General features: G+C 73.2%; 23 protein-coding genes. 16 read left to right on the top strand and 7 right to left on the bottom strand.

Annotation, left to right across the window (positions count from 1 at the left end; all coding sequences use genetic code 11):
* Nucleotides 1-23 precede the first annotated feature (23 nt).
* Nucleotides 24-710 (top strand): TetR family transcriptional regulator, encoded by a 687-nt coding sequence (locus tag VFG42_RS08415; protein ID WP_324907230.1) that lies wholly within the window; start codon nucleotides 24-26, stop codon nucleotides 708-710.
* Here VFG42_RS08415 and VFG42_RS08420 read toward each other — a convergent pair.
* Both VFG42_RS08420 and VFG42_RS08425 read right to left on the bottom strand, forming a co-directional pair.
* Complete coding sequence (locus VFG42_RS08420; protein ID WP_324907232.1) at nucleotides 667-1,245, bottom strand: hypothetical protein; 579 nt, start codon at nucleotides 1,243-1,245, stop codon at nucleotides 667-669. The genes VFG42_RS08415 and VFG42_RS08420 overlap by 44 nt on opposite strands.
* Nucleotides 1,246-1,332: 87 nt before the next feature.
* Nucleotides 1,333-4,341 carry an OmpL47-type beta-barrel domain-containing protein gene (locus tag VFG42_RS08425; RefSeq protein WP_324907234.1) on the bottom strand — a complete coding sequence of 1,003 codons (3,009 nt, stop codon included), beginning with the start codon at nucleotides 4,339-4,341 and terminating at the stop codon, nucleotides 1,333-1,335.
* A 427-nt stretch (nucleotides 4,342-4,768) separates the two neighbouring features.
* Between VFG42_RS08425 and VFG42_RS08430 the strand changes: the two genes are divergently transcribed.
* The 9 genes from VFG42_RS08430 to VFG42_RS08470 all read left to right on the top strand — a co-directional run bounded on the left by VFG42_RS08430 (nucleotide 4,769) and on the right by VFG42_RS08470 (nucleotide 13,111).
* Nucleotides 4,769-5,653 carry a hypothetical protein gene (locus VFG42_RS08430; RefSeq protein WP_324907237.1) on the top strand — a complete coding sequence of 295 codons (885 nt, stop codon included), beginning with the start codon at nucleotides 4,769-4,771 and terminating at the stop codon, nucleotides 5,651-5,653.
* A complete protein-coding gene (locus VFG42_RS08435; protein ID WP_324907239.1) occupies nucleotides 5,650-6,036 on the top strand; it encodes a hypothetical protein in 387 nt (128 codons plus the stop codon). The genes VFG42_RS08430 and VFG42_RS08435 overlap by 4 nt, the downstream gene beginning before the upstream one ends.
* 17 nt (nucleotides 6,037-6,053) lie before the next feature.
* Nucleotides 6,054-6,809: a hypothetical protein gene (locus VFG42_RS08440; RefSeq protein WP_324907241.1), complete on the top strand. Its 756-nt coding sequence runs from the start codon at nucleotides 6,054-6,056 to the stop codon at nucleotides 6,807-6,809.
* Between the two features lie 93 nt (nucleotides 6,810-6,902).
* Nucleotides 6,903-7,409 (top strand): GNAT family N-acetyltransferase, encoded by a 507-nt coding sequence (locus tag VFG42_RS08445; protein ID WP_324907243.1) that lies wholly within the window; start codon nucleotides 6,903-6,905, stop codon nucleotides 7,407-7,409.
* Nucleotides 7,410-7,423: 14 nt separating this feature from the next.
* The gene (locus VFG42_RS08450; RefSeq protein WP_324907245.1) at nucleotides 7,424-8,659 is read left to right on the top strand and encodes a cytochrome P450; all 1,236 of its coding nucleotides are present in this window, start codon (nucleotides 7,424-7,426) and stop codon (nucleotides 8,657-8,659) included.
* Nucleotides 8,660-8,734: 75 nt separating this feature from the next.
* Nucleotides 8,735-9,430, top strand: a complete 696-nt coding sequence (locus tag VFG42_RS08455) for a TetR/AcrR family transcriptional regulator (RefSeq protein WP_324907247.1) — start codon at nucleotides 8,735-8,737, stop codon at nucleotides 9,428-9,430.
* A gap of 17 nt (nucleotides 9,431-9,447) precedes the next feature.
* On the top strand, nucleotides 9,448-10,749 hold the full coding sequence (locus tag VFG42_RS08460; protein ID WP_349260403.1) for an acyl-CoA dehydrogenase family protein: 1,302 nt from the start codon (nucleotides 9,448-9,450) through the stop codon (nucleotides 10,747-10,749).
* Nucleotides 10,749-11,966, top strand: a complete 1,218-nt coding sequence (locus VFG42_RS08465) for an acyl-CoA dehydrogenase family protein (RefSeq protein WP_324907252.1) — start codon at nucleotides 10,749-10,751, stop codon at nucleotides 11,964-11,966. The genes VFG42_RS08460 and VFG42_RS08465 overlap by 1 nt, the downstream gene beginning before the upstream one ends.
* Before the next feature lie 134 nt (nucleotides 11,967-12,100).
* Complete coding sequence (locus VFG42_RS08470; RefSeq protein WP_324907253.1) at nucleotides 12,101-13,111, top strand: GGDEF domain-containing protein; 1,011 nt, start codon at nucleotides 12,101-12,103, stop codon at nucleotides 13,109-13,111.
* On the opposite strand, the gene VFG42_RS08475 is transcribed toward VFG42_RS08470, so the two are convergent.
* Nucleotides 13,058-14,395, bottom strand: coding sequence for a reverse transcriptase family protein (locus VFG42_RS08475; protein WP_324907255.1), 1,338 nt, complete (start codon nucleotides 14,393-14,395; stop codon nucleotides 13,058-13,060). The genes VFG42_RS08470 and VFG42_RS08475 overlap by 54 nt on opposite strands.
* Nucleotides 14,396-14,619: 224 nt before the next feature.
* The gene (locus VFG42_RS08480; protein ID WP_324907257.1) at nucleotides 14,620-15,138 is read right to left on the bottom strand and encodes a hypothetical protein; all 519 of its coding nucleotides are present in this window, start codon (nucleotides 15,136-15,138) and stop codon (nucleotides 14,620-14,622) included.
* A gap of 78 nt (nucleotides 15,139-15,216) precedes the next feature.
* On the opposite strand from VFG42_RS08480, the gene VFG42_RS08485 reads away from it, so the two are divergent.
* On the top strand, nucleotides 15,217-16,308 hold the full coding sequence (locus VFG42_RS08485) for a sensor histidine kinase (RefSeq protein ID WP_324907259.1): 1,092 nt from the start codon (nucleotides 15,217-15,219) through the stop codon (nucleotides 16,306-16,308).
* On the opposite strand, the gene VFG42_RS08490 is transcribed toward VFG42_RS08485, so the two are convergent.
* The gene (locus VFG42_RS08490; RefSeq protein WP_324907262.1) at nucleotides 16,305-16,991 is read right to left on the bottom strand and encodes a metallophosphoesterase family protein; all 687 of its coding nucleotides are present in this window, start codon (nucleotides 16,989-16,991) and stop codon (nucleotides 16,305-16,307) included. The two genes, VFG42_RS08485 and VFG42_RS08490, sit on opposite strands and share 4 nt — an antisense overlap.
* Before the next feature lie 20 nt (nucleotides 16,992-17,011).
* On the opposite strand from VFG42_RS08490, the gene VFG42_RS08495 reads away from it, so the two are divergent.
* The gene (locus tag VFG42_RS08495) at nucleotides 17,012-17,611 is read left to right on the top strand and encodes a GNAT family N-acetyltransferase (protein WP_324907264.1); all 600 of its coding nucleotides are present in this window, start codon (nucleotides 17,012-17,014) and stop codon (nucleotides 17,609-17,611) included.
* Nucleotides 17,612-17,613: 2 nt separating this feature from the next.
* Here VFG42_RS08495 and VFG42_RS08500 read toward each other — a convergent pair whose 3' ends face one another.
* Both VFG42_RS08500 and VFG42_RS08505 read right to left on the bottom strand, forming a co-directional pair.
* The gene (locus VFG42_RS08500) at nucleotides 17,614-18,366 is read right to left on the bottom strand and encodes an ABC transporter permease (RefSeq protein WP_324907266.1); all 753 of its coding nucleotides are present in this window, start codon (nucleotides 18,364-18,366) and stop codon (nucleotides 17,614-17,616) included.
* Nucleotides 18,359-19,255 carry an ABC transporter ATP-binding protein gene (locus VFG42_RS08505; protein WP_324907268.1) on the bottom strand — a complete coding sequence of 299 codons (897 nt, stop codon included), beginning with the start codon at nucleotides 19,253-19,255 and terminating at the stop codon, nucleotides 18,359-18,361. The genes VFG42_RS08500 and VFG42_RS08505 overlap by 8 nt, the downstream gene beginning before the upstream one ends.
* A 35-nt stretch (nucleotides 19,256-19,290) precedes the next feature.
* On the opposite strand from VFG42_RS08505, the gene VFG42_RS08510 reads away from it, so the two are divergent.
* The 4 genes from VFG42_RS08510 to ppk1 are packed head-to-tail and all read left to right on the top strand — an operon-like array spanning nucleotide 19,291 to nucleotide 23,468.
* Complete coding sequence (locus VFG42_RS08510) at nucleotides 19,291-20,199, top strand: hypothetical protein (protein WP_324907270.1); 909 nt, start codon at nucleotides 19,291-19,293, stop codon at nucleotides 20,197-20,199.
* Nucleotides 20,200-20,209: 10 nt separating this feature from the next.
* Nucleotides 20,210-20,683 (top strand): CHAD domain-containing protein, encoded by a 474-nt coding sequence (locus tag VFG42_RS08515; protein WP_324907273.1) that lies wholly within the window; start codon nucleotides 20,210-20,212, stop codon nucleotides 20,681-20,683.
* Nucleotides 20,680-21,288, top strand: a complete 609-nt coding sequence (locus VFG42_RS08520; protein WP_324907275.1) for a CHAD domain-containing protein — start codon at nucleotides 20,680-20,682, stop codon at nucleotides 21,286-21,288. Before VFG42_RS08515 ends, VFG42_RS08520 begins: the two co-directional genes overlap by 4 nt.
* The gene (gene ppk1 / locus VFG42_RS08525) at nucleotides 21,285-23,468 is read left to right on the top strand and encodes a polyphosphate kinase 1 (RefSeq protein WP_324907277.1); all 2,184 of its coding nucleotides are present in this window, start codon (nucleotides 21,285-21,287) and stop codon (nucleotides 23,466-23,468) included. Before VFG42_RS08520 ends, ppk1 begins: the two co-directional genes overlap by 4 nt.
* The last annotated feature ends 8 nt before the right edge of the window (nucleotides 23,469-23,476 follow it).

Raw genomic sequence — 23,476 nt, forward strand, 5'->3', positions numbered from 1 at the left:
ACTGTGGTTGGACCATGGACCCCATGTCGCTCCGCGAGCGCAAGAAGGCGCAGACGCGCACGCGCATCGCGGACGTCGCGACCGGGCTGTTCGCGCGCCGGGGCTTCCACGAGGTCACGGTCGGCGAGATCGCCGCGGCGGCGGGCGTCGCCAAGCAGACGGTCTTCAACTACTTCCCGCAGAAGGAGGACCTGGTCTTCGACCGCGCCGCCGAGATCGAGGCGTCGATCGTGGCGACGCTGCGCGAGCGCGACGCCGACACCACCGCGGTCGACGCCTTCCGCGCATTCACGCGCGCGTTCTGGGAGCGGATCGCCGGCCTGTCGCCCGACCGCCCGCAGGCCGGGTTCTTCTCGCTCATCCACGACACGCCCGCGCTGCGCACCTACGGCCGCGAGGTCACCGCGCGCGGGCTCGACGCCCTGGCGCGGGCGATCGCCGAGGAGGCCGGGGCGCAGCCGGACGACCTGCGCCCCCGCGCGCTGGCCGCCGCGCTGCTGGGCACGCAGTCGGCGGTCTTCGACGCCGCGCTGCCGCGCCTGGCCGCCGGCGAGCACCCCAAGGCCTTCCTCGCCGAGCTGCTGGCGCGCGCCGACGAGGCCTTCGACCTGGTGGCCGGCGGCTTCGGCGACTACCCGCGGCCGGCGACGGCGCGGCGCCGGGAGCCTAGCCGAGCAGCGACCAGGGGTCGAAGCGCTCGATCGGGATGACCTTGACCCGGGGCAGCGGCACGGTGAACGCCCCGGCGTCGTCCTCGAGGTCGTAGATCTCCAGGCCCTCGTCGACCAGCTCGCGCAGCGCGCTGGACACCAGCTCGCGGAAGCCGAAGAGCCCGACGCGGCGCTGCCCGTCCCCCTCGCGCAGCAGCTCGGCGACGTGCGGCGCGAAGTCGCCGTCGTGGGAGGCCAGCAGGACGTCGCCGTGGCCGCGCTGCGCGAGCGCCTCGAGCGTGCGCTGGATCGCGACGTCGACGACCTTGACGTCTGACGGGCCCGACAGCAGCACCGGCTGGAAGTCCATCGCGTCGAGCGCCTGGACGAACGGCATCGGCACCTGGCCGGAGCCGTTGAGGAAGAACAGCGGCCGGACCGGCTGGTCGAAGACCGCCCGCGCGTAGTCGCGGACGCGGTCCCAGCGCGGGCGCTCCTCGGGCGCGGGCCGCCGGCCGAGCAGCGAGCCGCCGAGCGTGGCGTCGATGTTCTCCCCGTCGACCAGCAGGAACGTCTCGGCACGCGCGGAGGGCATCGCGCCGGAGCCTAACAACCGGCCGCGAACGCAACGCGGGCGGCCCGGAGGCCGCCCGCGTCGACTGCGTGTGCCCTGCTTCTCGTCCTACGGCTGCGTGGTCGACAGCGTGAAGACGAGCGTCTTGCCGTACTTGCCCGTCCGCAGCGCGTCGGTCTTGCCGATCGACTGCTTCAGCCACAGCGTCACCGGGTCGTTGGAGACCGGCGCGGTGTAGCTCAGCAGCGTCAGCGGCGAGCCGCCGAGCGCGGCGAACGCGGGCGACGTCGCCCCGTTGCCGGTCGCGGCCACCTGCAGCGCCTGCGGCATCGCGTAGGCGCCGTTGACCAGGTGCCCGGCGGCGTTGCCGCTCGGGTCGGTGACCGTCAGCGTGGCGTTGCCGCCCGTGCTGGTCACCGTCGCCGGCAGCGTGGCGGTGTAGTCGGCCGCCACGCCCGCCGCGAACGTCCCGAGGGACGCCGTCGGCGAGGCGTTGCCCAGCGACAGGCCGAGCGTGCTCTGGACGTTGCCGCCCACCTCGACCGACGTCGCGGGCTGGATCTGGAAGGACACCGACTTGGTGGCCTCCACGTTGCCCGCCTTGTCCAGCGACGCGTACGAGACGACGTGCTGACCGCCGCCCGAGACCGTGATCGGCCCGGTGTAGAACGCCGGCGCGCCGCCGTCCACCGCGTAGCTGGTGGTGTTGACGCCGGCCAGCGCGTCGGTCGCCGACAGCGTGACCGTCGCCGGGCCGTTGGCGATCGCGCCGTTGACCGGGTTCGGGGTCACCGTCGCCGTCGTCGTCGGCGCGGTGCCGTCGACCGCGAACGTCGTCGTGCTCGACGGCTCCTGGTTGCCCGAGGCGTCCGTCGAGTAGTACTTCAACGTGTGCGAGCCGTCGCCGGTGACCTTCACCGGCGCGGTGTACGCGACGTAGCCGGCCCCGTCGAGGCTGTAGTACGTCGTGCCCGCGCCGCCCGGCGTCGACGCGGTCAGCGTCACCGTCGGGTTGCTGTAGTAGCCGCCCACCTGCGCCGGCGAGAAGCTCGCCGTCGTGGTCGGGACGTCCGCGCGCGAGCAGGCGCCCGTCGCGTCGTAGAAGCCGGGGCCGGCGAGGCCGGGGCCCGTGATCTGCGGCTTGTTCGTGGCGTTGTTCGGCGTCGGGTAGGCCGTGTCGAACCACTGCACGAAGAACTGATCCAGCTTGGACTGGCAGGCCGTGCTCTGGTTCGGCAGCAGCGCCTTGAACACCGCCTTCTCACCGTCCTCGGTGAAGTTGCCGCCGCCGTACAGCGACTGCATCCGCTGCATCGCCTTCACCCAGTTGGCGCCGCCGACGATCTGGCGCAGGGCCAGGTAGGCGGTGCCGGGACGGGTGTAGGTGTTCGCGGTGCTGAACAGGTTGCCCGCGGTCGGGTTCGACGGCGCCCCCGTCCAGGTGGACGACGACGTCGCGTTGTAGTTGGTGTTGAACCGGTTGATCAGGCTCGTCTCGAAGCCTGCGTCACCGGGGCCGAGGTTGCCGGGGGAGACGTTGCGGGCGGTGTTCAGGTACTCGCCCACCGTCGCCCAGCCCTCCTTCAGGAACGTCTCGGAGAACTTCGACTCCGACACGTTGTCGCCCCACCACTGGTGCATGTTCTCGTGGTTGAACGTGCCCGAGCTGATGGACCCGCCCGCGAACGTGATCTTGGTCTGCATCTCCTCCTCGAACGAGGCCGAGGGGATGCCGATGATCACGCCGTTGGTCGAGAACGGGAACTTCCCATTGAACTGCGACTGGAAGTCCGTGATGTCCTGCTGCGTGTCCATGATGGCCTTGTTGGTGGCCTTCTTGGTGGCGGTGATCGAGCTGGCCTGCGCCTCGTAGTAGACGACGCCGGCCTGAGCGCCCGTCGAGGAGAGGCGCTGGCTCAGGTCGTAGGACCCGATCGAGTTCGTGATCAGGTAGTTGGCCACGTGCTCGGGGTTGTGCCAGTGCCAGGTCGACGTCCCGCCGGGGATCGTCGTGTCGTTCGGGTTGTCCTCGCTGGAGACCAGCTCGCCGTTGGCGATCGCCTGCTTGCCGAGGTTGACCGTGTCGTAGAAGTCGTAGGTCGGCTTCGCGGTCGGGTGGTTGTTCAGCGGCATCCAGTCCTCGGTGCCGACCGGCTCCGTGGTGACGAACGAGCCGTCGGTGCCGTTCTTGAACCAACCCTCGGTCGAGCCGTCGCCGTCGACGTGCAGGCCGGGGTTGCCGGTGTAGTTGACGGTCACGACGAACTGCGAGCCCGTCGGGATCGCGTCGGACGGCGTGATGACCAGCTTGTTGGCCGGGCAGGGCTGGCCCTGCAGCGCGGCGCCCGTGCCGCCCGGCGAGCAGGCCGGCGGGACGTTGATGGCGGCCGTGACCGGGTTGGTCTGGCCCGTCAGGTGCGCGTTGGGGTCCGGGTCGTCCTGACCGTTGGGATCACCGGGGTAGGTCGGCTGCTTGAACTGGAAGCTCGCCGGCTTGCCGTTGACCTCGACCGAGCTCACCGTCATGTTGGGGCCGGTGGAGGCGCCGGTCGGCGACTTGGTCTCGAAGTCCAGGCTGAAGTCCTTCAGGCACTGGGTGGAGACCTGGGTCAGGTCGACGTGCGTCCCGGACAGGAACGCGTTGCTCGGGGCGTCGTAGGTGAGGTGGACGTCGGTGTGGGTGCTGATGTACCCGCCGTTGCCCATCTCGGGGTAGACGCGGTCGCCCGGCTGCGAGAGCGTGCGGGCGCCCGAGGTGCAGGTCTCGTCGGCGGAGCGCCGCACGGGCGCCTTGGCCGCCCGCGACGCGGTCCCGACCTCGACGTGCTTGGCGGCGGTGATGCACTCCAGCCAGCCCTGCGTGCCGCGCGGCACGCAGCCGACGACCGAGTAGGACCCCTTGGACAAGCCCTTGGGCAGGGTGACGGAGACGTCGAAGACGTCGGAGCGGTGCGGCTCGACGGCGACGGCGGTGGTGCCGACGACGATGGGCTTGGACCCGGCCTTCATCAGACGGACCTTGTAGGTGGCCTTGCGCACGGCGTTGCCGTGGTTGACGACCTTGGTGGTGAGCTTGTACGCCTTGCCGGCCTGGGCCGACGCGGGCACGGAGCTCATCCGCGTCGGGAAGAAGGTGCGCCGGGGCGAGCTTGCCCTATGCGTCACCTGCGCCTTCGCGGTGGTCGTGTGTGGCTTGTTGGCGACGCCGACGGCCGGCAGCGCGAAGCTGGCGGCGACGGCGGCGAACGAGGCGATGGCCCCGGTTCGGACGCGACTTCCGGTCACTGGATCAGTTCCCCCATTCGGACGGCCACGTCGTGTGGCCGAGAAGGCGCGCACCCTAAACGGCGCGAGGCATCAGGGGAATTGGCCCCGCTGTCGAATTCGAAACGCCACGTCGTACAAAGCACGCGGATTCCTTCCCCACAGCGGGCGGGGATGTCATAGTGCTCGCGGCAACGCGCTGCGGGGGTGCCCACCGACATCGGCGGGCAGGGCCCGAGCCCTTCGGGCCGCGGCGTGTTCTCGACGTATGGACGATGTCTTGACCTCACGGGTGCACGGATCGCGCCTCCTGCTCGCGCTTTGCGCGGTGGCCGGGCTGCTGCTCGCCCTGCCCGCGGCGGGCCAGGCGGCGCCGCGCGCGGCGGTCGGCGGGCTCGTGAGCCCGGCGGCCGGGACGCTGGCGCTCTCGGTCTGGGCCAGCGACGGCGACGCGGGCGTGGCGTCCGCGTCGGCGCTGGTCGACGGCGCCGTGGTCGCGTCCGCGACGACCGGCTGCGCTCCGGGCACGGCGTGCCCGGAGCTCGCCGACCTCGCGCTCGCGGTGGACACCACGTCCCTGGCCGACGGCGAGCACCGCCTGCAGGTCGTGGTCGTCGACGGCGCGGGCGGCTCCGCGACGGCGGTCGACCAGGCGATCGCGGTGCGCAACGCGCCGATCCTGACGACCTCCTCGGTGGTCGTGGCGGTCGGCAGCGGCGCGGACCCCGGCTCGGGGACGACCGACGTCGGCGGCGCCGGCGCCGGCGACGGCGGCGGCTCGACCGGCGCGCCGGTCGGCGGCCAGTCCAGCACGACGGCGGTCGCCTGCGCGGCGCCCAAGCTGTCGATGATGCTCGCGCAGAAGCCGCTGCGCCTGGCCCACGGGCGGCCGGTCCTCAAGCGCAACGCGCGCTACCGCTTCTCCGGCCGCCTGACCTGCCGGCGCGGCACGCGCCGCGTCAGCGCGCCGCGCGGGACCAAGGTCGAGCTCCTGAACGTCATCGGCAAGCGCGTGCTCGGCAAGAGCGGCACGACGGTCCGGGGCGCGGGCGCGATCACGATCCTGCTGTCCTACCGCTCGTCGCGCACGATCGAGTTCCGCTACCGGTCCGCCGACGGCAGCGCGTCGCGCGTGAAGATCCCCGTGACGGTGGCCCGCCGATGAGGCGCCTGGCCGCGATCGCCGTGCTGGCCGGCGCGCTCGCCGTCGCCTCGCCCGCGGCCGCGCTCGCGCGCGACGGGGTGGAGATCGGCGGCACGGTCGACGCGACGCTCGGCCTGACCGTCCTGGACGACGGCCCGTCGGTGTTCCACACCGAGATCACGTCGACCGTCGACGCGACCCGCCTGACCGTCGCCGGGTCGCCCGGCCTGGGGGTGACGGCCGCGGTCGGCTCGGTGTTCCAGCCGCTCGGCGTGCCGATCGACCCGCTGCTGCGCTCGTGGTCGGGGCCGCTGGCCTCCGAGCCGGTGACGATCTCCGTCGGCGGCCACGCCAAGACGAGCGACCCCTACCTCTTGATCACCGTCTCGGCCCAGACGCCGTAGAACCGAAGGACCTCATGATGCTCCGCCGCCGTACCGCCCGCCTGCTCGTCGTCCTCGCCGCCGTCTGCGCGCTCGGGGCCGTCCTGCCGTCCGCCTTCGCCGCGGGCGGCCTGTCGATCTCGCCGGCGATCCTCGAGCACCGCGCGGCGGTCGGGAACGTCGGGAGCGTCGTGGTGTCCAACACCGCGAGCACGTCGCTGAAGATCACGGTGACGCCGCGGCCGTGGCGCCAGGCGCGCTCGGGCGCGGTCTCGCCGGACCGCTCCAAGACGCTGCGGTCCGTCGTCGGCGTCAGCGCCAAGTCCTTCACGCTGGCCCCGGGCACGAAGCGCACGGTCGACGTGCGGCTGCTGCGCAAGCCGTCGGGCGGCGCGCTGTACGCGGCGATGGAGGTCGTGGGCAAGCCCACCAAGAAGGCCCCCGGCAACGGGATCACCGCCCAGTACCGCATCATCTCCAGCCTGCGCCTGACCGCGGCGCGCGCCCGGCACGGCGTCCGCATCGGCGACGCGCGCGTGTCCGGGAAGTCCGCGGTCGTCGCGGTGCGCAACACCGGCAACACCGTCGATCCCGTCGCCGGCTCGGTCCGGCTGGTCGGCCCGCGCGGCACCGTCAACCGCTCGATCGCCGCCGTCCGGGTCCTCCCGGGCGGGATCGTCGACCTCAAGCTGGCCGCCACCTCGGCGCTGCCGAAGGGGAGCTACACGGCGACGATCTCGCTCACGCAGGGCGGCGCGAAGGTCGCGTCCGCCAAGCGCACGTTCCGGCGCTGAGGTCGGAGCCGCGCGCGGGCGCGGTCGCCGCCGGTGAGGATCCGGCCCCTCATGGACGCACCGGAGGGCCTCCTGGTCCTTCAGGATGGGCGGATGCCCGTCCCCCGTGTCGACCTCCCGCTGCTCGACGCCCGGGCGCTGGAGGCGCTCGTCCGCGGCGACCTGGAGGCCGCCTCCGCGGCGGCCGGCGTCGCGCTGCCGGCGTGGTTTTCCGAGAACGAGCTGCTGTGGACGCTGCGCTTCGGCCAGCTCGTCGGCGAGCCGGGCCACGCGCCGTGGCTGACGCGCGTCGTCGTCGACGCGGCGACCGGCACGGCGGTCGGGCTGGCGGGCTTCCACGGGCCGCCCGACGAGCGCGGCATGGTCGAGATCGGCTACGAGATCTCGCCCGAGCACCGCCGTCGCGGCTTCGGGCGGGCGGCGGTCGCGTGGCTGGTCGACCACGCCCGCGCGGACGGCGGCGTGGCGGTCGTGCGCGCGTCGGTGGCGCCGGGCAACGTCGCGTCGCTGGCGCTGGTCGACCGGCTCGAATTCGTCCAGGTCGGCGAGCAGCTCGACGAGGTCGACGGTCGAGAGCTGGTCTTCGAGCGGAAAGTCTGACACAGTGTCAAACCATGTCCGCCGATCCCATCACGCCCCTCGCGGAGACGCTGGTCACCGACCGCGAGCAGTGGCTGGACGGGCCTCCGCACGAGCTGTTCAAGCGCATGCGCGGCGAGTGCCCCGTCCACTGGACCTCGAAGATCAGCGAGTACCCGGAGGAGGCCGGCTTCTGGTCGGTCACGACCGCCGACGACGTCCACGCGGTCTCCCGCGACTGGGAGACGTTCTCGTCGGCCACGGGCTTCACGCTGCTGACCAGCGCGATCATGCCGCTGGAGCTGATGCAGGCCATGTTCATCGGCATGGACCCGCCGAAGCACGACCGGCTCAAGGCGCTGTTCCAGCGCGGCTTCACGCCGCGGCGCATCGCCGAGCACGAGCCGGCGATCCGCGAGATCACGCGCGGCGTCCTCGACCGCCTCGAGGGTCGCGACACGTGCGACCTGGTGAGCGACGTCGCCCAGCCGGTCGTCGCGCGCGTGATCGGCTCGTTCATGGGCACCGCGCCCGAGGACGACGCGATCTGGGCGCGGCTGATGAACCAGACGCTCGGCGCCGGCGACCCGGACATGAACCCCGAGGGCATCCAGACGGTCATGGAGCGCGACGTCCCGGAGATCTTCCGCCGCTGCCAGGCGCTGATCGAGGCGCGGCGCGCCGAGCCGACCGACGACCTCATGTCGATCCTCGTCCACGCCGAGATCGACGGCGAGCGCCTGGAGGAGCACGAGATCGTCATGGGGTTCTTCCTGCTGGTCGCCGCGGGCAACGACTCCACCAAGGCCACGTTCTGCTCCGGCATGCGCGCGCTGATGGAGGACGACGCGCAGATGCGGCAGGTGCTCGCCGACCCGGCGCTGATCCCGGGCACGGTCGAGGAGGCGCTGCGGATGTTCCCCGCCTTCGCGCACTTCCGCCGCACCGCGACCCGCGACGTCGAGCTCAACGGCGCGCGGATCAAGGAGGGGGACAAGGTCGCCATGTGGTACGTGTCGTCCAACCGCGACGAGACGCGCTACGAGAACCCGGACGTCTTCGACGTCACGCGCAACCCCGAGCACCAGGCCTTCGGGGCGGGCGGCCGGCACTTCTGCCTGGGCACGGCGCTGGCGCGGCTGGAGCTGCGGATCCTCTTCGAGGAGACGCTGGCCCGCTTCCCGGAGATCGCGCTCGACGGTCGCCCGGTCTACGCCGAGTCGCCGTTCATCAACCAGCTCAAGACCCTGCCGGTGCGTCTGCGCGCATAGGGAAACGCCCACGGTCGTCCGAACGGCGACGGCCAGTTGACCGACGTATAAATTGGCGCTACGGTGCGCGGCCGGATGGTCCGCACCGAGCCACACGACCCTGCGCGCGGAGTCGCCTCGTCACGCCGCGCCGATGGCGAGGCGCCGACGCGCGTCTCCCGGCGCCTGTCGCGCGCCGATCGCGAGCAGCAGGTGCTGCGCGTGGCGCGCGAGCGGTTCGCGCGCCACGGGTTCGCCGCCGTGACGATGGAGGGCATCGCGCACGAGGTCGGCGTGAAGAAGCCCTTGTTGTACGCCTATTTCGGCAACAAGGAGCGGCTCTACGAGGCGTGCATGGCGCCCGCCGGCGACGCGCTCATCGAGGCCATCGCCGCGGCCGTCGCCCGCGCCCGCACCCCCGCCGAGGCCCTGCGCCTGGGCGTCATCGCCTTCTACGACTTCGTCGACCGCGACCGCGACGCCTGGCGCGTCCTGTTCGACGAGACCGTCCCGCAGTCCGGCGAGATCGCCGCCGCCGTCGCCCGCTACCGCGACCGCCTGCTGGAGATGCTCGCGCAGGCGATGGTCGCGCTGATGCCGCCGCACCGCCGCACCGGCTCGCGCGAGCTGATCGAGGCGTCGTCGGTGATGGTGATGGCCGCCGCCGAAGGGCTCGCCCGCTGGTGGCTGAGCACCGGCACGATGCCCGCGCGGGACGTCGCCAAGCTCTTGATCAACACCGTCGAGCCGGGGCTCGCACGCATCACCCAACAGGAGGAATCCGTTCGATGACCGTCGCCGAGCGCAGCATGGGCCTGGGCCTGCGCGCGCTGAACCGCCTGGCCGGATCGGAGGTCGTCGATCGCCTCGGCGTCCGCAAGCCGGCCGAGCGCGCGCTGTACCGCGCCACCCGCGACGGGTTCAAGGTCGTCGGCCGGGCCGGGCGGACGTTCGCCGCCACGCAGCGGCTCGGCCGCCCCGCGCGCCCCCGGCCCGCCGGCTCCGGCTCGGGCCTCTTCGACCTCACGCCCGACGACGAGCAGCAGATGCTCGTCGAGGCGTGGCGGGACTTCGCCGCCAACCGCCTGCGGCCCGCCGCCGCGGCCGCCGAGAAGGGCGAGGGCAACGCCGCGGTCTACGCCGAGGCGATGGAGCTGGGGCTGACGATGCTCGGCGTGCCCGAGGAGCTGGGCGGCGCGATCAGCGAGCGCTCCGCGGTGACCGCGGTGCTGGCCGCCGAGGCGCTGGCCCACGGCGACGCGGGCCTCACGATCGGCGCGCTGGCGCCCGCCGGCGTGGCGACCGCGCTGGCGCTCTGGGGCGACGCCGACCAGCAGGCCACGTACCTGCCGGCGCTGGTCAGCGAGGACGTGCCCGCCGCGGCGCTGGCGATCGCCGAGCCGCGCCCGCTGTTCGATCCCGTCAAGCGCCTGGAGACCGTCGCGCGCCCGCAGGCCGGCGGCTTCGTGATCTCGGGCGAGAAGTCCCTGGTCCCGCGCGCGGCCGACGCCGAGCTGCTGCTCGTCGCGGCGCGCATCGAGGGCCGCGGCACCGCGGGGCTGTTCCTGATCGAGCCGTCCGACGGCGGCGTGCTGGTCAAGGAGGAGCCCGCGATGGGCCTGCGCGGCGCGGGCTTCGGCCGCGTGCTGCTGCAGGACGCGCCGGTCGGGCGCGCCGCGCTGCTGGCCGAGGGCGACCCGAAGGTCTTCGCGGAGTGCGTGTCGCGCTCGCGCCTGGCGTGGGCGGCGGTCGCCGCGGGCGTCGGCAAGGCCGTGCTCGACTACGTCATCCCCTATGCCAACGAGCGCATCGCGTTCGGCGATCCGATCAGCCACCGCCAGGCGGTCGCGTTCACGATCTCCAACATCGCGATCGAGTACGAGGGCCTGCGGCTGGTGACGCTGAAGGCGGCGTCGCGCGCCGACCAGGACAAGGACTTCGCCCGCGAGGCCGCGCTGGCCCGCTCGCTGGCGCTGCGCCACGGCATGCAGATCGGCTCCGACGGCGTCCAGATCCTGGGTGGCGCGGGCTACATCACCGAGCACCCGGTCGAACGCTGGTACCGCGACCTGCGCGCGGCCGGCCTGATGGAAGGCGTCCTGGTCGTCTGATGTACAACCTCGAGACCCCCAAGAAGTTCGGCCCGCTGATCGCCCAGGCGCGACAGGTCGCCGACGAGGTCTTCCGGCCGATCTCGCGTCGGTACGACCGCGAGGAGCACGCGCGGCCCAAGGAGCTGGACATGCTCGCCGCCGTCGTCGACGGCATGAACGACGGGTCCGACATGGGCGGCGCGGGCGCCGCGGGCGTCCGTCGCTCCAAGAACGGCGACGGGCCGGAAGGCAATCGCAATGGGTCGAACCTGTCGACGGCCCTGAGCATCATCGAGCTGTGCCGCGGCGACGTCGGGTTGTTGTTGTCCATGCCGCGCCAGGGCCTGGGCAACAGCGCGATCGCGTCGGTCGCCGACGACGAGCAGCTGGAGCGCTTCGCGGGCCAGTGGGCGGCGATGGCGATCACCGAGCCGGAGGCGGGCTCCGACAGCGCCGCGATCCGCACCACCGCGGTGCGCGACGGCGACGACTACGTGTTGAACGGCGAGAAGATCTACGTGACGGCCGGCGAGCGCGCCGACCTCGTGGTCGTGTGGGCGACGCTGGACCGCTCCAAGGGTCGCGGCGCGATCAAGTCGTTCGTGGTCGAGCGCTCCAACCCGGGGCTGAAGCTCGACCGCTTGGAGCACAAGCTGGGGATCCGCGCGTCCGACACCGCGGCGTTCACGCTGCAGGACTGCCGCGTGCCGAAGGAGAACCTGCTCGGCCCGCCGGAGGTCGCGGAGAGCACGGGCGGCTTCGCGGGCGCGATGCAGACGTTCGACAACACGCGGCCGCTGGTGGCGGCGATGGCCGTCGGCCTGACGCGCGCGTGCCTGGAGGAGACCAAGAAGCTCCTGGCCGAGGCGGGCGTCGAGCCCGACTGGGACGCGCCGGAGGCGACGCAGACCGCGGCGGCCGCCGAGTACCTGGCGATGGACGCCGACTACGAGGCCGCCTACCTGCTGACGCTGCAGGCGGCGTGGATGGCCGACAACGGCAAGCCGAACTCGCTGCAGGCGTCGCAGGCCAAGGCCAAGGCGGGGCGGACGTGCGTCGACGTGGCGCTGCGCTGCGTCGCGCTGGCGGGCACGCTGGGCTACAGCGAGACCATGCTGCTGGAGAAGTGGGCGCGCGACGCGAAGATCCTGGACATCTTCGAGGGCACCCAGCAGATCCAGCTGCTGATCATCGCCCGTCAGCTGCTGGGGCTGTCGTCCGCGCAACTCCGTTGAGCGTTCTTCACGGCTAAAGATGTTCAGATCGGGTCGCACACGCCGATCAGGGTGATGTGCGACCCGTCGCGCCACCATCGTCACGTCCGTCCTGGATCTGCCGCGATCAGCCCGAGCGCGAGCGGTTCCTCGACATGCACGCGCGCATCCTGCCCGCCCACCAGCGGGTGCTGGTGCTGATCGCGCTGCTGCTGGCGCCCACGATCCCGTTCGACAGCCCGTACTCGCCGATCCCGCTGATCGCGGCGGTGGTCGGCTACGCGTGGGCGCAGCACAACGCGACGCGCTACGACCGGCCCGAGCTGCTGATCGCGGGCGGGCTGCTGTTCGGGCAGCTGATGCTGGTGACGGCGGTGGTCGTCGACGACCGCCAGCACTCGGTCGGGCTGGCGATCCTCGTCTGGCCGCTGGTCGCGGCCGGCGGGCGCTTCGCGGCGCGTGTGGTGTGGGCGTTCACGGCGTTCACGATCGCGCTGATGTTGGTGGCGTCGCTGGGCTTCGACGGCGACGTCGTCCTGCACGACCCGATCCTGCTGACGCTGCCGATCGCCACCGTCCTGGCCGTCGTGCTGATGTCGGCGGTCATCCGCGAGAGCGACGCGCAGCACCGCAGCGCGGCGATCCTCGACGGGCTGACCGGGATGCTGAACCGCACCGCGCTGGACGCGCGCACGCACGAGATCGCCCACCAGGCGTCGGTGACCGGCCATCCGGTCGCCGTCGTCGTCGGCGACGTCGACCACTTCAAGGCCGTCAACGACACCCACGGCCACACGACCGGCGACCACGTCCTGCGCGACCTGGCCTACGTGATGCGCAAGGAGCTGCGCGCCTTCGACCTCGCCTACCGCGTCGGCGGCGAGGAGTTCGCGCTCGTCCTGCCCGGCGCCGACGAGCCCACCGCCGCCGCGCTGGCCGAGCGCCTCCGCGAGGCCATCGCCGCCCAGCCCATCGCCACGCTGCCGATCACCATGTCCTTCGGCGTCGCCGCCTCGTCGCCGGGCACCTTCGACTGGGACGACGCCTACTCCCGCGCGGACGCCGCGCTGTACCGGGCCAAGCAGGAGGGGCGCGACGCGGTGCGGTGCGCGTCAGCGCTCCCAGGCGATGGCGTCGAAGCGGTCGCGGAGCTTCGCGCCGCGTGACGGGTTGAGCGACGCGACCCAGGCGACGCGCCCGCGCAGGTGGCCGCGGAAGTCGGGGACGTGGTCGCGGTTCTGGGACTCGGGGCCGTGGCGGGCGGCGTTGTGCAGGATCGCCTTGAGGCGGTCGTACTCGTCGCGGGCCACGTTGGGGTGGGCGTTGACGACGATCCCGGTCACCTGCTGGCGGCCGGCGGCGGGCATGACCGCGGTCTTGCGCGCGTTGAGGCGCAGCCCTTCGGAGGCGGCGATGGCCGCGACGGTCTCGGTGAGGCGCGTGGCGCCGCGGGCGAGGCGGCGGTCGCCGGAGAGCACGAGGTCGTCGGCGTAGCGCGTGTAGGTCGCGCCCAGGCGGGCGGCGAGGCCGGCCAGGCGGCGGTCGAGCGTGAACGCGCAGAGGTTGGCCAGCAGCGGCGAGGTCGGCGCGCCCTGCGGGAGGTGTGGGGTCGCCAGGCGGCGGCCGAGGAGCCCGTGAGCACGGCGCAGGCGCGGGTCGTCCGGGACCGGGATGTCGGCCCACGCGCCGGGCGGGACGGCGTTGGTGGTCAGGCCGGTCAGCAGGTGGGCGACGGCCTCGGGGTAGCCGGCGCGGCGCAGGATCCCGTAGATCCGGCCCGCGGGCAGCGAGACGAAGAAGTCCTCCAGGTCGAAGCGCAGGACGGTCGCGGCGCCCGCGTGCGCGGCGGCGTGGCCGGCGACCGAGCGGCCCGGGACGAAGCCGTGAGCGGCGTCGTGCGCCGGGATCTCCACCAACAGCTCGCGCAGCAGGCGGCGCTGGATCGACTTCAGTCGCGCCTTGGGCTGCTCGAGCAGCCGGACCGGCGCGCCGGGGCGGGCGATCCAGGCGTAGGTGTAGTGGCGCAGGCGGCGGTCGTCGGCGGTCCGCTCGCGTGAGCGCACGTCGGCCAGCCAGGCCAGCTGTCCCGGCTCGACGTCGAGGAACGCCGCTAGGTCGCCGGACGTGTCGAGCGTGGGGAGCCCCGGCCACGGTCGTCGGTCGGCCATCCGCGCGGGTGGCAGGAAGAAGCGACGCGCGTGCGGGCGCGGCCACACGCGCAGCGCGTCCAGCGCGCCGGCGACGTAGGCGCGCAGCTCGCGGGGGCGGTCGTGCGGCGGGCGCGGGTAGCCGTCGAGCACCCGGGCGACGAGCGGTCCCAGCCACGGCAGCGGCGTGCGCGGCGGCGGGGCCAGCGCCTCCCGCGCGCGGCGGCGCAGCGCGGTCTCCGTCCAGGCGCCCGACAGGAACGCGGCGGCGAGCGCGTCGGGGAGGTCGGAGCGGTCGGTCATGGCGGTCGGGGTGCATCGCGCGGCGCCGCTCCCGACGCTCCTTCGTCGTGCGTGCGCCGCACCGCGGCGGAAGTCGCGGACGGGCGCACGCGCTGCCGTGCCGTGGTTCCAGCTGGTCCCCGGGGTGACCCCGGAAGAGCCCGGCCCCGTCGCGGGCGACGGGGCGGACCGGCTCGGGCTCGGCGCCGCGCGTGCCGAGCATACGCGTCGAGCGCGCTGAGCGGTCAGCGCTCCGGCAGCTCCCACTCCTGGTCGCCGAGCGTCACCAGCACGGGCTCCTCGCCGCGGGCGGTGACCGTGAGGTCGATGCCGGGCGTGGTCGTCTGGTAGACGGCGATGGCGACGGAGCGGCCGCCGAGGAGGGCGGCGAGGTCCTTCATAGCGTCGGCGAGCATGTCCAGGCCGCCGAGCGTGCCGGTGACCTGGCCGGTCTCGGGCTCGACCTCGAAGGGCGGCAGCTGGCGCAGCTCGATCGCGCCCGAGAGCGCGTCGGCCTCGAGCTCGATGGCGTGGGGGAGGTGCATGACGCGGTCGGCGATCCGCACCTCGACCGGCGCGAGGCGGCCGACGTCCACGAGCGCGGCGGGGCCGTCGTCGGGCATGTCCACCACCACCGCGACGCGCAGCGCGCCCGAGCGGTGGAGCACGTCCCTGAGCGTCTCGACGACCGCGTCCAGCGGCCCGACGGAGGCGACGAGGTCGATCTCCTCGTCGTCGGCGTGGTCGTTGCGTTCGTCGGTCATCGGACTCAGGATGTCACGGCCCTGTGAGAGGATGCGCCCCGGGGAGGCGATCCAGGCTCGCTCCCCGCCCCCCACGCCATGGACGCCGCCACCGAGACGGAGCACCTGACGCGCCTGTTCGCCATGTCGCCCGACCTGCTGGCGGCGGCGGGCTTCGACGGGCTCCTCAAGCGCTTCAACGACGCGTGGGCGACGCAGCTGGGCTGGTCGCGCGCCGAGCTCGAGGCCAAGCCCTACATGGAGATCGTCCACCCCGACGACCGCGCCGAGACGCAGAACCAGATCGCGCGGCTGGCCGAGGGCGAGACGATCGCCGAGCACGTCTGCCGGATCCTCTGCCGCGACGGGGCGATCCGCTGGTACGCCTGGAGCGGCGGGCCCGGCGACGAGGCGTTCTACATCGTCGGCCGCGACGTCAGCGACCGCCTCGCGATGGAGCACGAGCTGGCCCAGCGCGCCGAGCGCCTGCAGGGCACCAACGCCGAGCTGCAGGACTTCGCCTACACCGCCTCCCACGACCTCTCCGAGCCGCTGCGGATGGTCGCGTCGTTCTTGGGGTTGTTGGAGCGGCGCAACGGCCCGCGGCTCGACGACAAGGGCCGCGAGTACCTCGTGCAGGCGGCCGCCGGCGCGGCGCGGATGCGGCACCTGATCGACGACCTGCTGCTCTACTCGCGCGTCGCCAACGAGGAGCCGCGCCGGGAGGAGGTCGACCTGCGCGCGCTGGTCGACGGCGTCCTGGCGATCCTCGGCCCGGCGATCGAGGAGGAGCGGGCGACGATCGAGATCGGCGAGCTGCCGACGCTGGAGGCCGAGCCCGGCCAGCTCGCCCAGCTGCTGCAGAACCTGATCGGCAACGCCGTGAAGTTCCACCCGCACGGCGCGGCGCCCGTCGTGCGGATCACCGCGCGACGCACGATCGGCGGCTGCGTCGTCACGGTCGCCGACGACGGCATCGGCATCCCGGAGGCCGACCAGGAGCGGATCTTCGCGATGTTCACGCGCCTGCACGGCCGCGAGGAGTACGCGGGCACCGGCATCGGCCTGGCGATCTGCCGCCGCATCGCCGAGCGCCACGGCGGGCGGATCTACGTCGAGTCCGAGCCCGGCCGCGGCGCCGCGTTCCACACGCTGCTGCCCGACGCGCCGGTCGGGCTGGCGACGCGCTAGAAGCGCGCGTCGCGCAGCCGCCGCGCGGTCGCCTCCGCCCACGCGCCGCCGAGCGCGGTCACCGCGGTCGCCGCCGCCTCGACGTCGTACTCGACGCGGTGCAGGTCGAGCGTCTCGCCGTCGTCGGAGAGCGTCGCGTAGGCCGCGCGCGGGTCGCCGTCCCACGGCAGGCCGACCGAGCCGGGGTTGACCAGCTCGATCCCGCTCGCGGCGCGCCGCGCGAACTGCAGGTGCGTGTGGCCGAAGATCACGCGGGGCGCGGTGACGCCCGCCAGCAGCTGGTCGTCGTCCTCGGAGGCCTCGGGCGTGAAGGACTCGACGTCGGAGCCCGGCGAGCCGTGCACGAACAGCGTGTCGCCGAGCGTCGCCGACACGGGCAGCCTGAACAGCTCGTCCACCAGCCCGTCGCCCAGCGCCTCGCGCACCGCCACCCAGGCGCCGCGGATGACCTCGGCGTCCGGCAGCGCGTCCTCCTCGACCTGCCAGCGCTCCCAGTTGCCGCGGATCCACGTCGCCTCCTCCTCCAGCGCGCGCAGGATCTCCACGCACTCGACCGGCCAGGCGCCGAACGCGGAGTAGTCGCCGCCCAGCAGCCAGCGGTCGGCGCCGAGCGACCGCGCGTCCTCCAGGACCGCCTCCAGCGCGGGCCGGTTGCCGTGGATGTCGTACAGGATCGCGAGCATGTCGCCATGATGCCGTGCGGATGGAACTGCGTGGACCGCATCTGACCCTCAAGCCCCCGGCCCCGGACGACGCCGAGACGCTGCTGGCCCTGGCCTCCGACCCGGAGGTGACCCGCTGGTTCTCGTGGGGTCCCTACACCGCGGTCGAGCAGCCGCTGGCGTGGATCGCCGAGCAGCAGGCCAAGCGCGAGCAGGGCCTCCAGCTCGACTTCGTCGTCCACGACCGCGAGCACGGCCCGATCGGCGTCACCGGCCTCGGCGAGCTGAGCTTCCGCGACCGCCGCGCGATGGTCGGCACGTGGTTCGGCCGCGCGCACTGGGGCTCGGGCGCCAACGCCGAGTCCAAGGCGCTGATCGCCCACCTCGCGTTCGGGATCTGCGGCTTCGAGCGCCTCGGCGCCTACTCCAACCCCGAGAACGTCCGCTCCGCCCGCGCGCTGGAGCGCGTCGGCTTCACCCGCGAGGGCACGCTGCGCGGCTGGCACCGCCACGGCGACCGCCAGCTCGACGTGCACGTCTTCGGGATGCTGCGCGCCGACTGGGAGGACGGGCCGCTGCGCGAGACGCGCGTCACCGCGATCGGCCGCCCGCCCGCGGCCTGGGCGCTGATCGAGTCCTAGTCCTACTGGTCGCGCTTGGCGTCCCAGCGGAAGCCGCGGACCGCGAAGAAGACCCCGACGAGCGTCCAGATGCACACGACGCACAGGCCCGACGCGTTGTCGGCCAGCGACCGTCCGCTGACCATCGCGCCGCTGAGCCCGTCGATCAGGTGCACGAGCGGCAGGACCTGGGCGAGGTGCAGCAGGAACTGCGGCGCGTTGTCGACGTCGTAGAAGACGCCGGAGATGAAGATCACCGGCAGGAAGACGATGTTGTTGTAGGCCGCGGCCGCGTCGTAGTTGGGCACGAGGTGCGACCACGCGACGCCCAGCGACGCCAGGCACACGACGCCGAACGCGACGTAGACGATCAGCTCGATCCAGTCCTTGGGCCAGCCGGTGCCGAACAGCAGCTTGCCCGCCACGATCACCAGGGCGACCTGGATGACCGCGTTGACGACCGCGTTGGCGAAGATCCCGAGCAGGTAGGAGCCCTCGGGCAGCGGCGTGCCGCGCATCCGCTTCAGCACGCCCTGCTCGCGCAGGAACGTGAGGTTCATGACCAGGTTGGAGAACGTCGTGGCCATGATCGACATCCCCGCGATGCCCGGGATCAGCACGTTGAGGTCGTGCTGGTTGCCGCTGAAGATCGCGCCGAAGAGCGCCAGGAACAGCAGCGGCAGCAGGAAGTTGAAGAACGCCGACGTCGGGTTGCGCCAGAACATCCGGCGCTCCAGCCGGTACTGGTGCCACGCCAGCGTGAGCGCGTCAGCCATCGAGCGCGGCCTCCTGCTCGGGGGCGCCGACCGGCTCGGCCGTCAGCTCCAGGTACACGTCCTCCAGCGACGGGCGCGTGACCGACAGGTCGACCAGGCCCTCGCCACGCGCCAGCGCCGCGCTGGTCAGCTGGTGCAGCAGCGCCGTCGGGTCCTCGGTCTGGCGGGACTCCAGGTCGCCGGTCTCCGCCGAGCGCCACGCGACCGTGTAGGTCGACGACGACGCGCCCAGCTCGGCCGGCGGACCGGAGGCGACGATCCGGCCCTCCTTGACGATCGCCACGCGATCGCAGAGCGCCTGGGCCTCGTCGAGGTAGTGCGTGGTCAGCAGGACGGTCTTGCCCAGCTCCTGCAGCGAGCGCACGACCTCCCACGCGGCGCGCCGCGCGGCCGGGTCGAAGCCCGTCGTCGGCTCGTCGAGGAAGATCAGCTCGGGGTCGCCGACGAGCGCCAGCCCGAAGTCCAGGCGCCGCATCTGGCCGCCGGAGAGCGTCCGGGCGATCGCGTCGGCCTTCTCCTGAAGTCCGGCCAACGACAGCACCTCGTCCACGTCGCGCGGATGCGGATAGAAGCGCGACCAGTGCGTCAGCGCCTCGCGGACCGTGATGTGGCGGTACATCCCCGTCGACTGCAGGACGATGCCGATCCGGCGGCGCAGGTCGCGCGGGCGGCGCGCGGGGTCCTGGCCGAGCACCGAGACGATCCCGCCGTCGCGCCGGCGGTAGCCCTCGAGGATCTCGACCGTCGAGGTCTTGCCGGCGCCGTTGGGGCCGAGCAGGCCGAAGACCTCGCCGGGCGCGACCTCGAAGTCGATGCCCCGGACCGCCTGGAAGCCCCCGTAGGACTTGCGCAGGTCGCGTACGAGGATCGCCGGGGCGGTTGCGGTCACCCCTTCATTCAAGCAGCGCGCGCGTGAGAACCTATGTGACGTTGCCCAGGGCGGCCGTGATCGACATCGGCAGCAACACGACCCGGCTGCTGGTCGCCGAGCCCGATCCCGCGCGCCCGGGCGCGGTCGTCGAGGTCGCGGCCCATCGCGCGTTCGTGCGCCTCACGGCCGCCGAGCGCGCCGGGGGGATCCCGCCGGAGAAGGCGCGGGTGATCGCGGACGCCGTCGCCGAGCAGGCGCTGACCGCGCGCGCCAACGACGTCGACGCGCTGCGCGTCGTGGCCACGGCGGCGCTGCGCCACGCGCCCGGGCGCGCGGCGTTGCTGGAGCGCCTGGCCGAGGCCGCCGGCGTCCCGGTCGACGTCCTCAGCGGGGAGGAGGAGGCGCGGCTGGCCTTCGCGGGGGCGACCGCGGGGCTGGCGGGAGCGGATCGCGACGGCGTCCGCCGCGTGGTCGTCGCCGACGTCGGCGGCGGCTCGACCGAGCTGGCCTGCGGCGCGCCCGGCGCCGCGCCGTCGTGGTGGGCGTCGCTGCCGGTCGGCTCCGGCGCGCTGGCCGAGCACCACTTCGCCACCGACCCGCCGTCCCGCGACGAGCTGGCCCGCGCCCGCGCCGACGCGGCGGCGGCGATCGCAGCCGCGGGCTGCCCCGACGCCGACGTCGCCTGGGCGGTCGGCGGCAGCGCGACCTCGCTGCGGCGCCTGTGCGGCGAGGCGCTGACCGCCACGGTCCTGGACGCCGCGCTGGAGCGGCTGGTGGCCGAGCCGGCGCCGGCGACCTCCGTCGACCTCGGCCTGCACGTCGAGCGCGTGCGCCTGCTGCCCGCCGGGCTGCTGCTGCTCGCCGAGGTCGCGCGCGCGGCGGGCTGCCCGCTGCGGGTCGGCTGCGGCGGCCTGCGCGAGGGCGTGATCTTGGACCTGCTCGGGCAAGTCGGGTACACGTAGGGCCAGCACCATGGCCAAGGCCCGCGACATCCCCGGCCTCGACGGCCGCCACAGCTTTCGGGCGGTGGCCCGCGAGTCGGTGTCGGTGCGCGCGGCCGAGGTCTTCGAGCATGCCGCGGGCGTCCTGGACACCGAGGACATCGAGCGCGTCCACGACATGCGCGTGGCGACGCGGCGGCTGCGCGCGGTCCTGGAGGTCTTCGCGGCGGCCTTCGACCGGGCCGAGCACAAGGCGGTGCTCCGGGACGTCAAGGAGCTGGCCGACGCGCTCGGCGCCCGGCGCGACCCCGACGTCCAGCTCGCCGCGCTCATGGAGCTGGAGGCCGCGCTGCCCGAGGCCGACCGCGCGGGGATCGAGGCGTTCGCCGACCGCGTCCGGACCGAGCAGCGGGACGGCAACGCGACGCTGGCCGCCGCGCTGAAGCGGATCGCCGACGACGACCTGCGCGGCCGCCTGGAGCGGCTGGTGGCGGTGGCGGGATGAAGGCGCGCAAGGTCAAGGGCATCGACCCCGACGGCGCGGCCGCCGACCAGGTCGCCAAGATCGTCGCGGTCCGTCTCGACGAGCTGGGCTCGTTCATGCCCAAGGCGCGGGACCCGCTGGCGGTCCACACGCTGCACGACATGCGGATCGCCGCCAAGCGCCTGCGCTACGTCCTCGAGCTGTTCGGCGACCAGCTCGGCCCCTACGCGGTCGAGGCGGCCAAGCAGGCCAAGAAGCTCCAGGACGTCCTCGGCGAGATCCACGACTGCGACGTCACCCGCCCGCGGATCGCCGCGCTGGCGCGGGAGCTGCGCGCCGCCGACGCCCGCGCCGTCCGCGCGCTGGCCGACCCGGACGCCAAGGACCTCGACCCGGCGCTGGTCGCCGACGCGCCGCACCGCGCCGCCTATCGCGGCCTGACCACGATGGACGTCGCGCTGAGCGCCCGGCGCGAGCTGCTGTTCGACCGCTTCCTGGCCAGGTGGGAGAAGCTCGAGCGCGACGGCTTCCGCGACCGGCTCCTCGAAGCGATCACATCCCGTTCACACGGTGGTAACGGCGCACCCCCGGACCACGCCATAACGTCGGAGGCGTCCACCCCATGACGTCAGAACCGCAGCCGCTCACGCAAGAGTCGATCCGCGCCGTCGAGCCCGTCGCGCCGCCCCCCGCGGCGCCCGAGGACCTCGACGCGCCCGAGTTGTACATCAACCGGGAGCTGTCCTGGGTCGACTTCGACGACCGCGTCCTGCAGCTCGCCGAGGACACCAGCCAGCCGCTCCTGGAGCGCTGCAAGTTCGCGGCGATCTTCAGCTCCAACCTGGACGAGTTCTTCATGATCCGGGTCGCCGGCCTGCACGACCAGGTCGACGCCGGCATCACCGCGCCCAAGCTCGACGGCCGCACGCCGTCGCAGACGATCGACGCGATCCGCGAGAAGGTCGACGCGCTGAACGCCCGTCAGTGCGTCGCGCTCTCGCACGACCTGCAGCCCGCGCTGGCCGAGCACGGCATCCGCATCGTGCCGATCGACGACGTCTCGACCGAGGCCCGCCGCGCGCTGGACCAGCGCTTCCGCCGCCAGATCTTCCCGGTGCTCACGCCGCTGGCCGTCGGCCTCGGCCGCCCGTTCCCCTACATCTCGAACCTGTCGCTGAGCCTCGCCGTGCTCGTCCGCGACCCGGTGTCGGGCCAGACGACGTTCGCGCGCGTCAAGGTCCCGAAGGAGATGCTCGACCGCTTCGTCGCGCTGGAGGGCGAGCCGACGACGTTCGTCCCGCTGGAGGAGCTGATCGCCGCCAACCTCGAGTCGCTGTTCCCGGGCATGGAGGTCGTCGAGCAGGGCGTCTTCCGCGTCACGCGCGACGCCGACTTCGAGATCTCCGACGAGGCCGACGACCTGCTGACCGCGGTCGAGGACGAGCTGCGCCGCCGCCGCTTCGGCGAGGTCGTGCGCGTCGAGATCGAGGCGGGCATGCGGCCCGCGCTGCGCGAGGCGCTGACCGAGGCGCTGGAGGTCGAGGAGCGCCAGGTCTACGAGGTCAGCGGGCTGCTGGACCTCACCGACCTGTGGCAGATCGTCGGCCTGAAGGGCCACGACGACCTGCGCGACCCGCCGTGGTCGTCGGTCACGCAGCCGCGCCTGCGCCCCGGCGAGCACCACACCAAGGCGGACATCTTCGCCGCCATGCGCCAGGGCGACATCCTCGTCCACCACCCCTACGACTCGTTCTCCACGTCGGTCGGGCGCTTCGTCGAGCAGGCGGCCAACGACCCCGACGTCCTGGCGATCAAGCTCACGATCTACCGGACCTCCGACGACACGCCGCTGGTGCCCGCGCTGATCCGCGCGACGGAGCGCGGCAAGCAGGCGGTCTGCCTGGTGGAGCTGAAGGCCCGCTTCGACGAGCGCGCGAACATCGAGTGGGCGCGCAAGCTGGAGGAGACCGGCGTCCACGTCGTCTACGGCCACCCGGCGCTGAAGACGCACACCAAGTGCATCCTCGTCGTGCGCCGCGAGGGCGACGGCGTGCGCCACTACCTGCACGTCGGCACCGGCAACTACCACCCGAAGACGGCCCGGCTGTACACCGACTTCGGCCTGTTCACGACCGACGAGCGCCTCGGCTCCGACGTCGCCGACATGTTCAACTTCCTCACGGGCTACGCGCGGCCGCGCCGCTACCGCAAGGCCCTGGTCGCGCCCGACCACCTGCGCGACGGGATCATCGACGAGATCGACCAGACGATCGCCGCCCACCTGGAGGGCCGGCCCGCGCGGATCCAGATGAAGATGAACTCCCTGGTGGACCGCGCGTGCATCAAGGCGCTCTACCGGGCGTCGCAGGCGGGCGTGCCGATCGAGCTGAACATCCGCGGGATCTGCTGCCTGGTGCCGGGCGTGGAGGGCGTCAGCGACAACATCCGCGTCGTGTCGATCGTCGGGCGCTTCCTGGAGCACTCGCGCATCTACGCGTTCCAGCGGGGCGAGGAGCAGCGCGTGTACATCGGGTCGGCCGACCTGATGCCGCGCAACCTCGACACGCGCGTCGAGCTGGTCGCGCCGGTCGAGGACGAGGTCCTGCGCGACGACCTGCTCGACACGCTGGAGCGCGCGTTCGCCGACGACACGCACGCCTGGGTGCTCGACGCCGAGGGCGGCTGGACGCGCCGCACGCATCCCGACGGCGGGGAGGGCGGGCCCGAACCCCGCGATCTGCAGCGCGAGCTGATGCTGGGCCACACCGCGCGAGCCGCCGAACGGGACCCCGCAAGCCCGTCCTGACGTAGGCT

This window comes from Baekduia sp. (genome assembly GCF_035685985.1).
Lineage (GTDB): Bacteria > Actinomycetota > Thermoleophilia > Solirubrobacterales > Solirubrobacteraceae > Baekduia.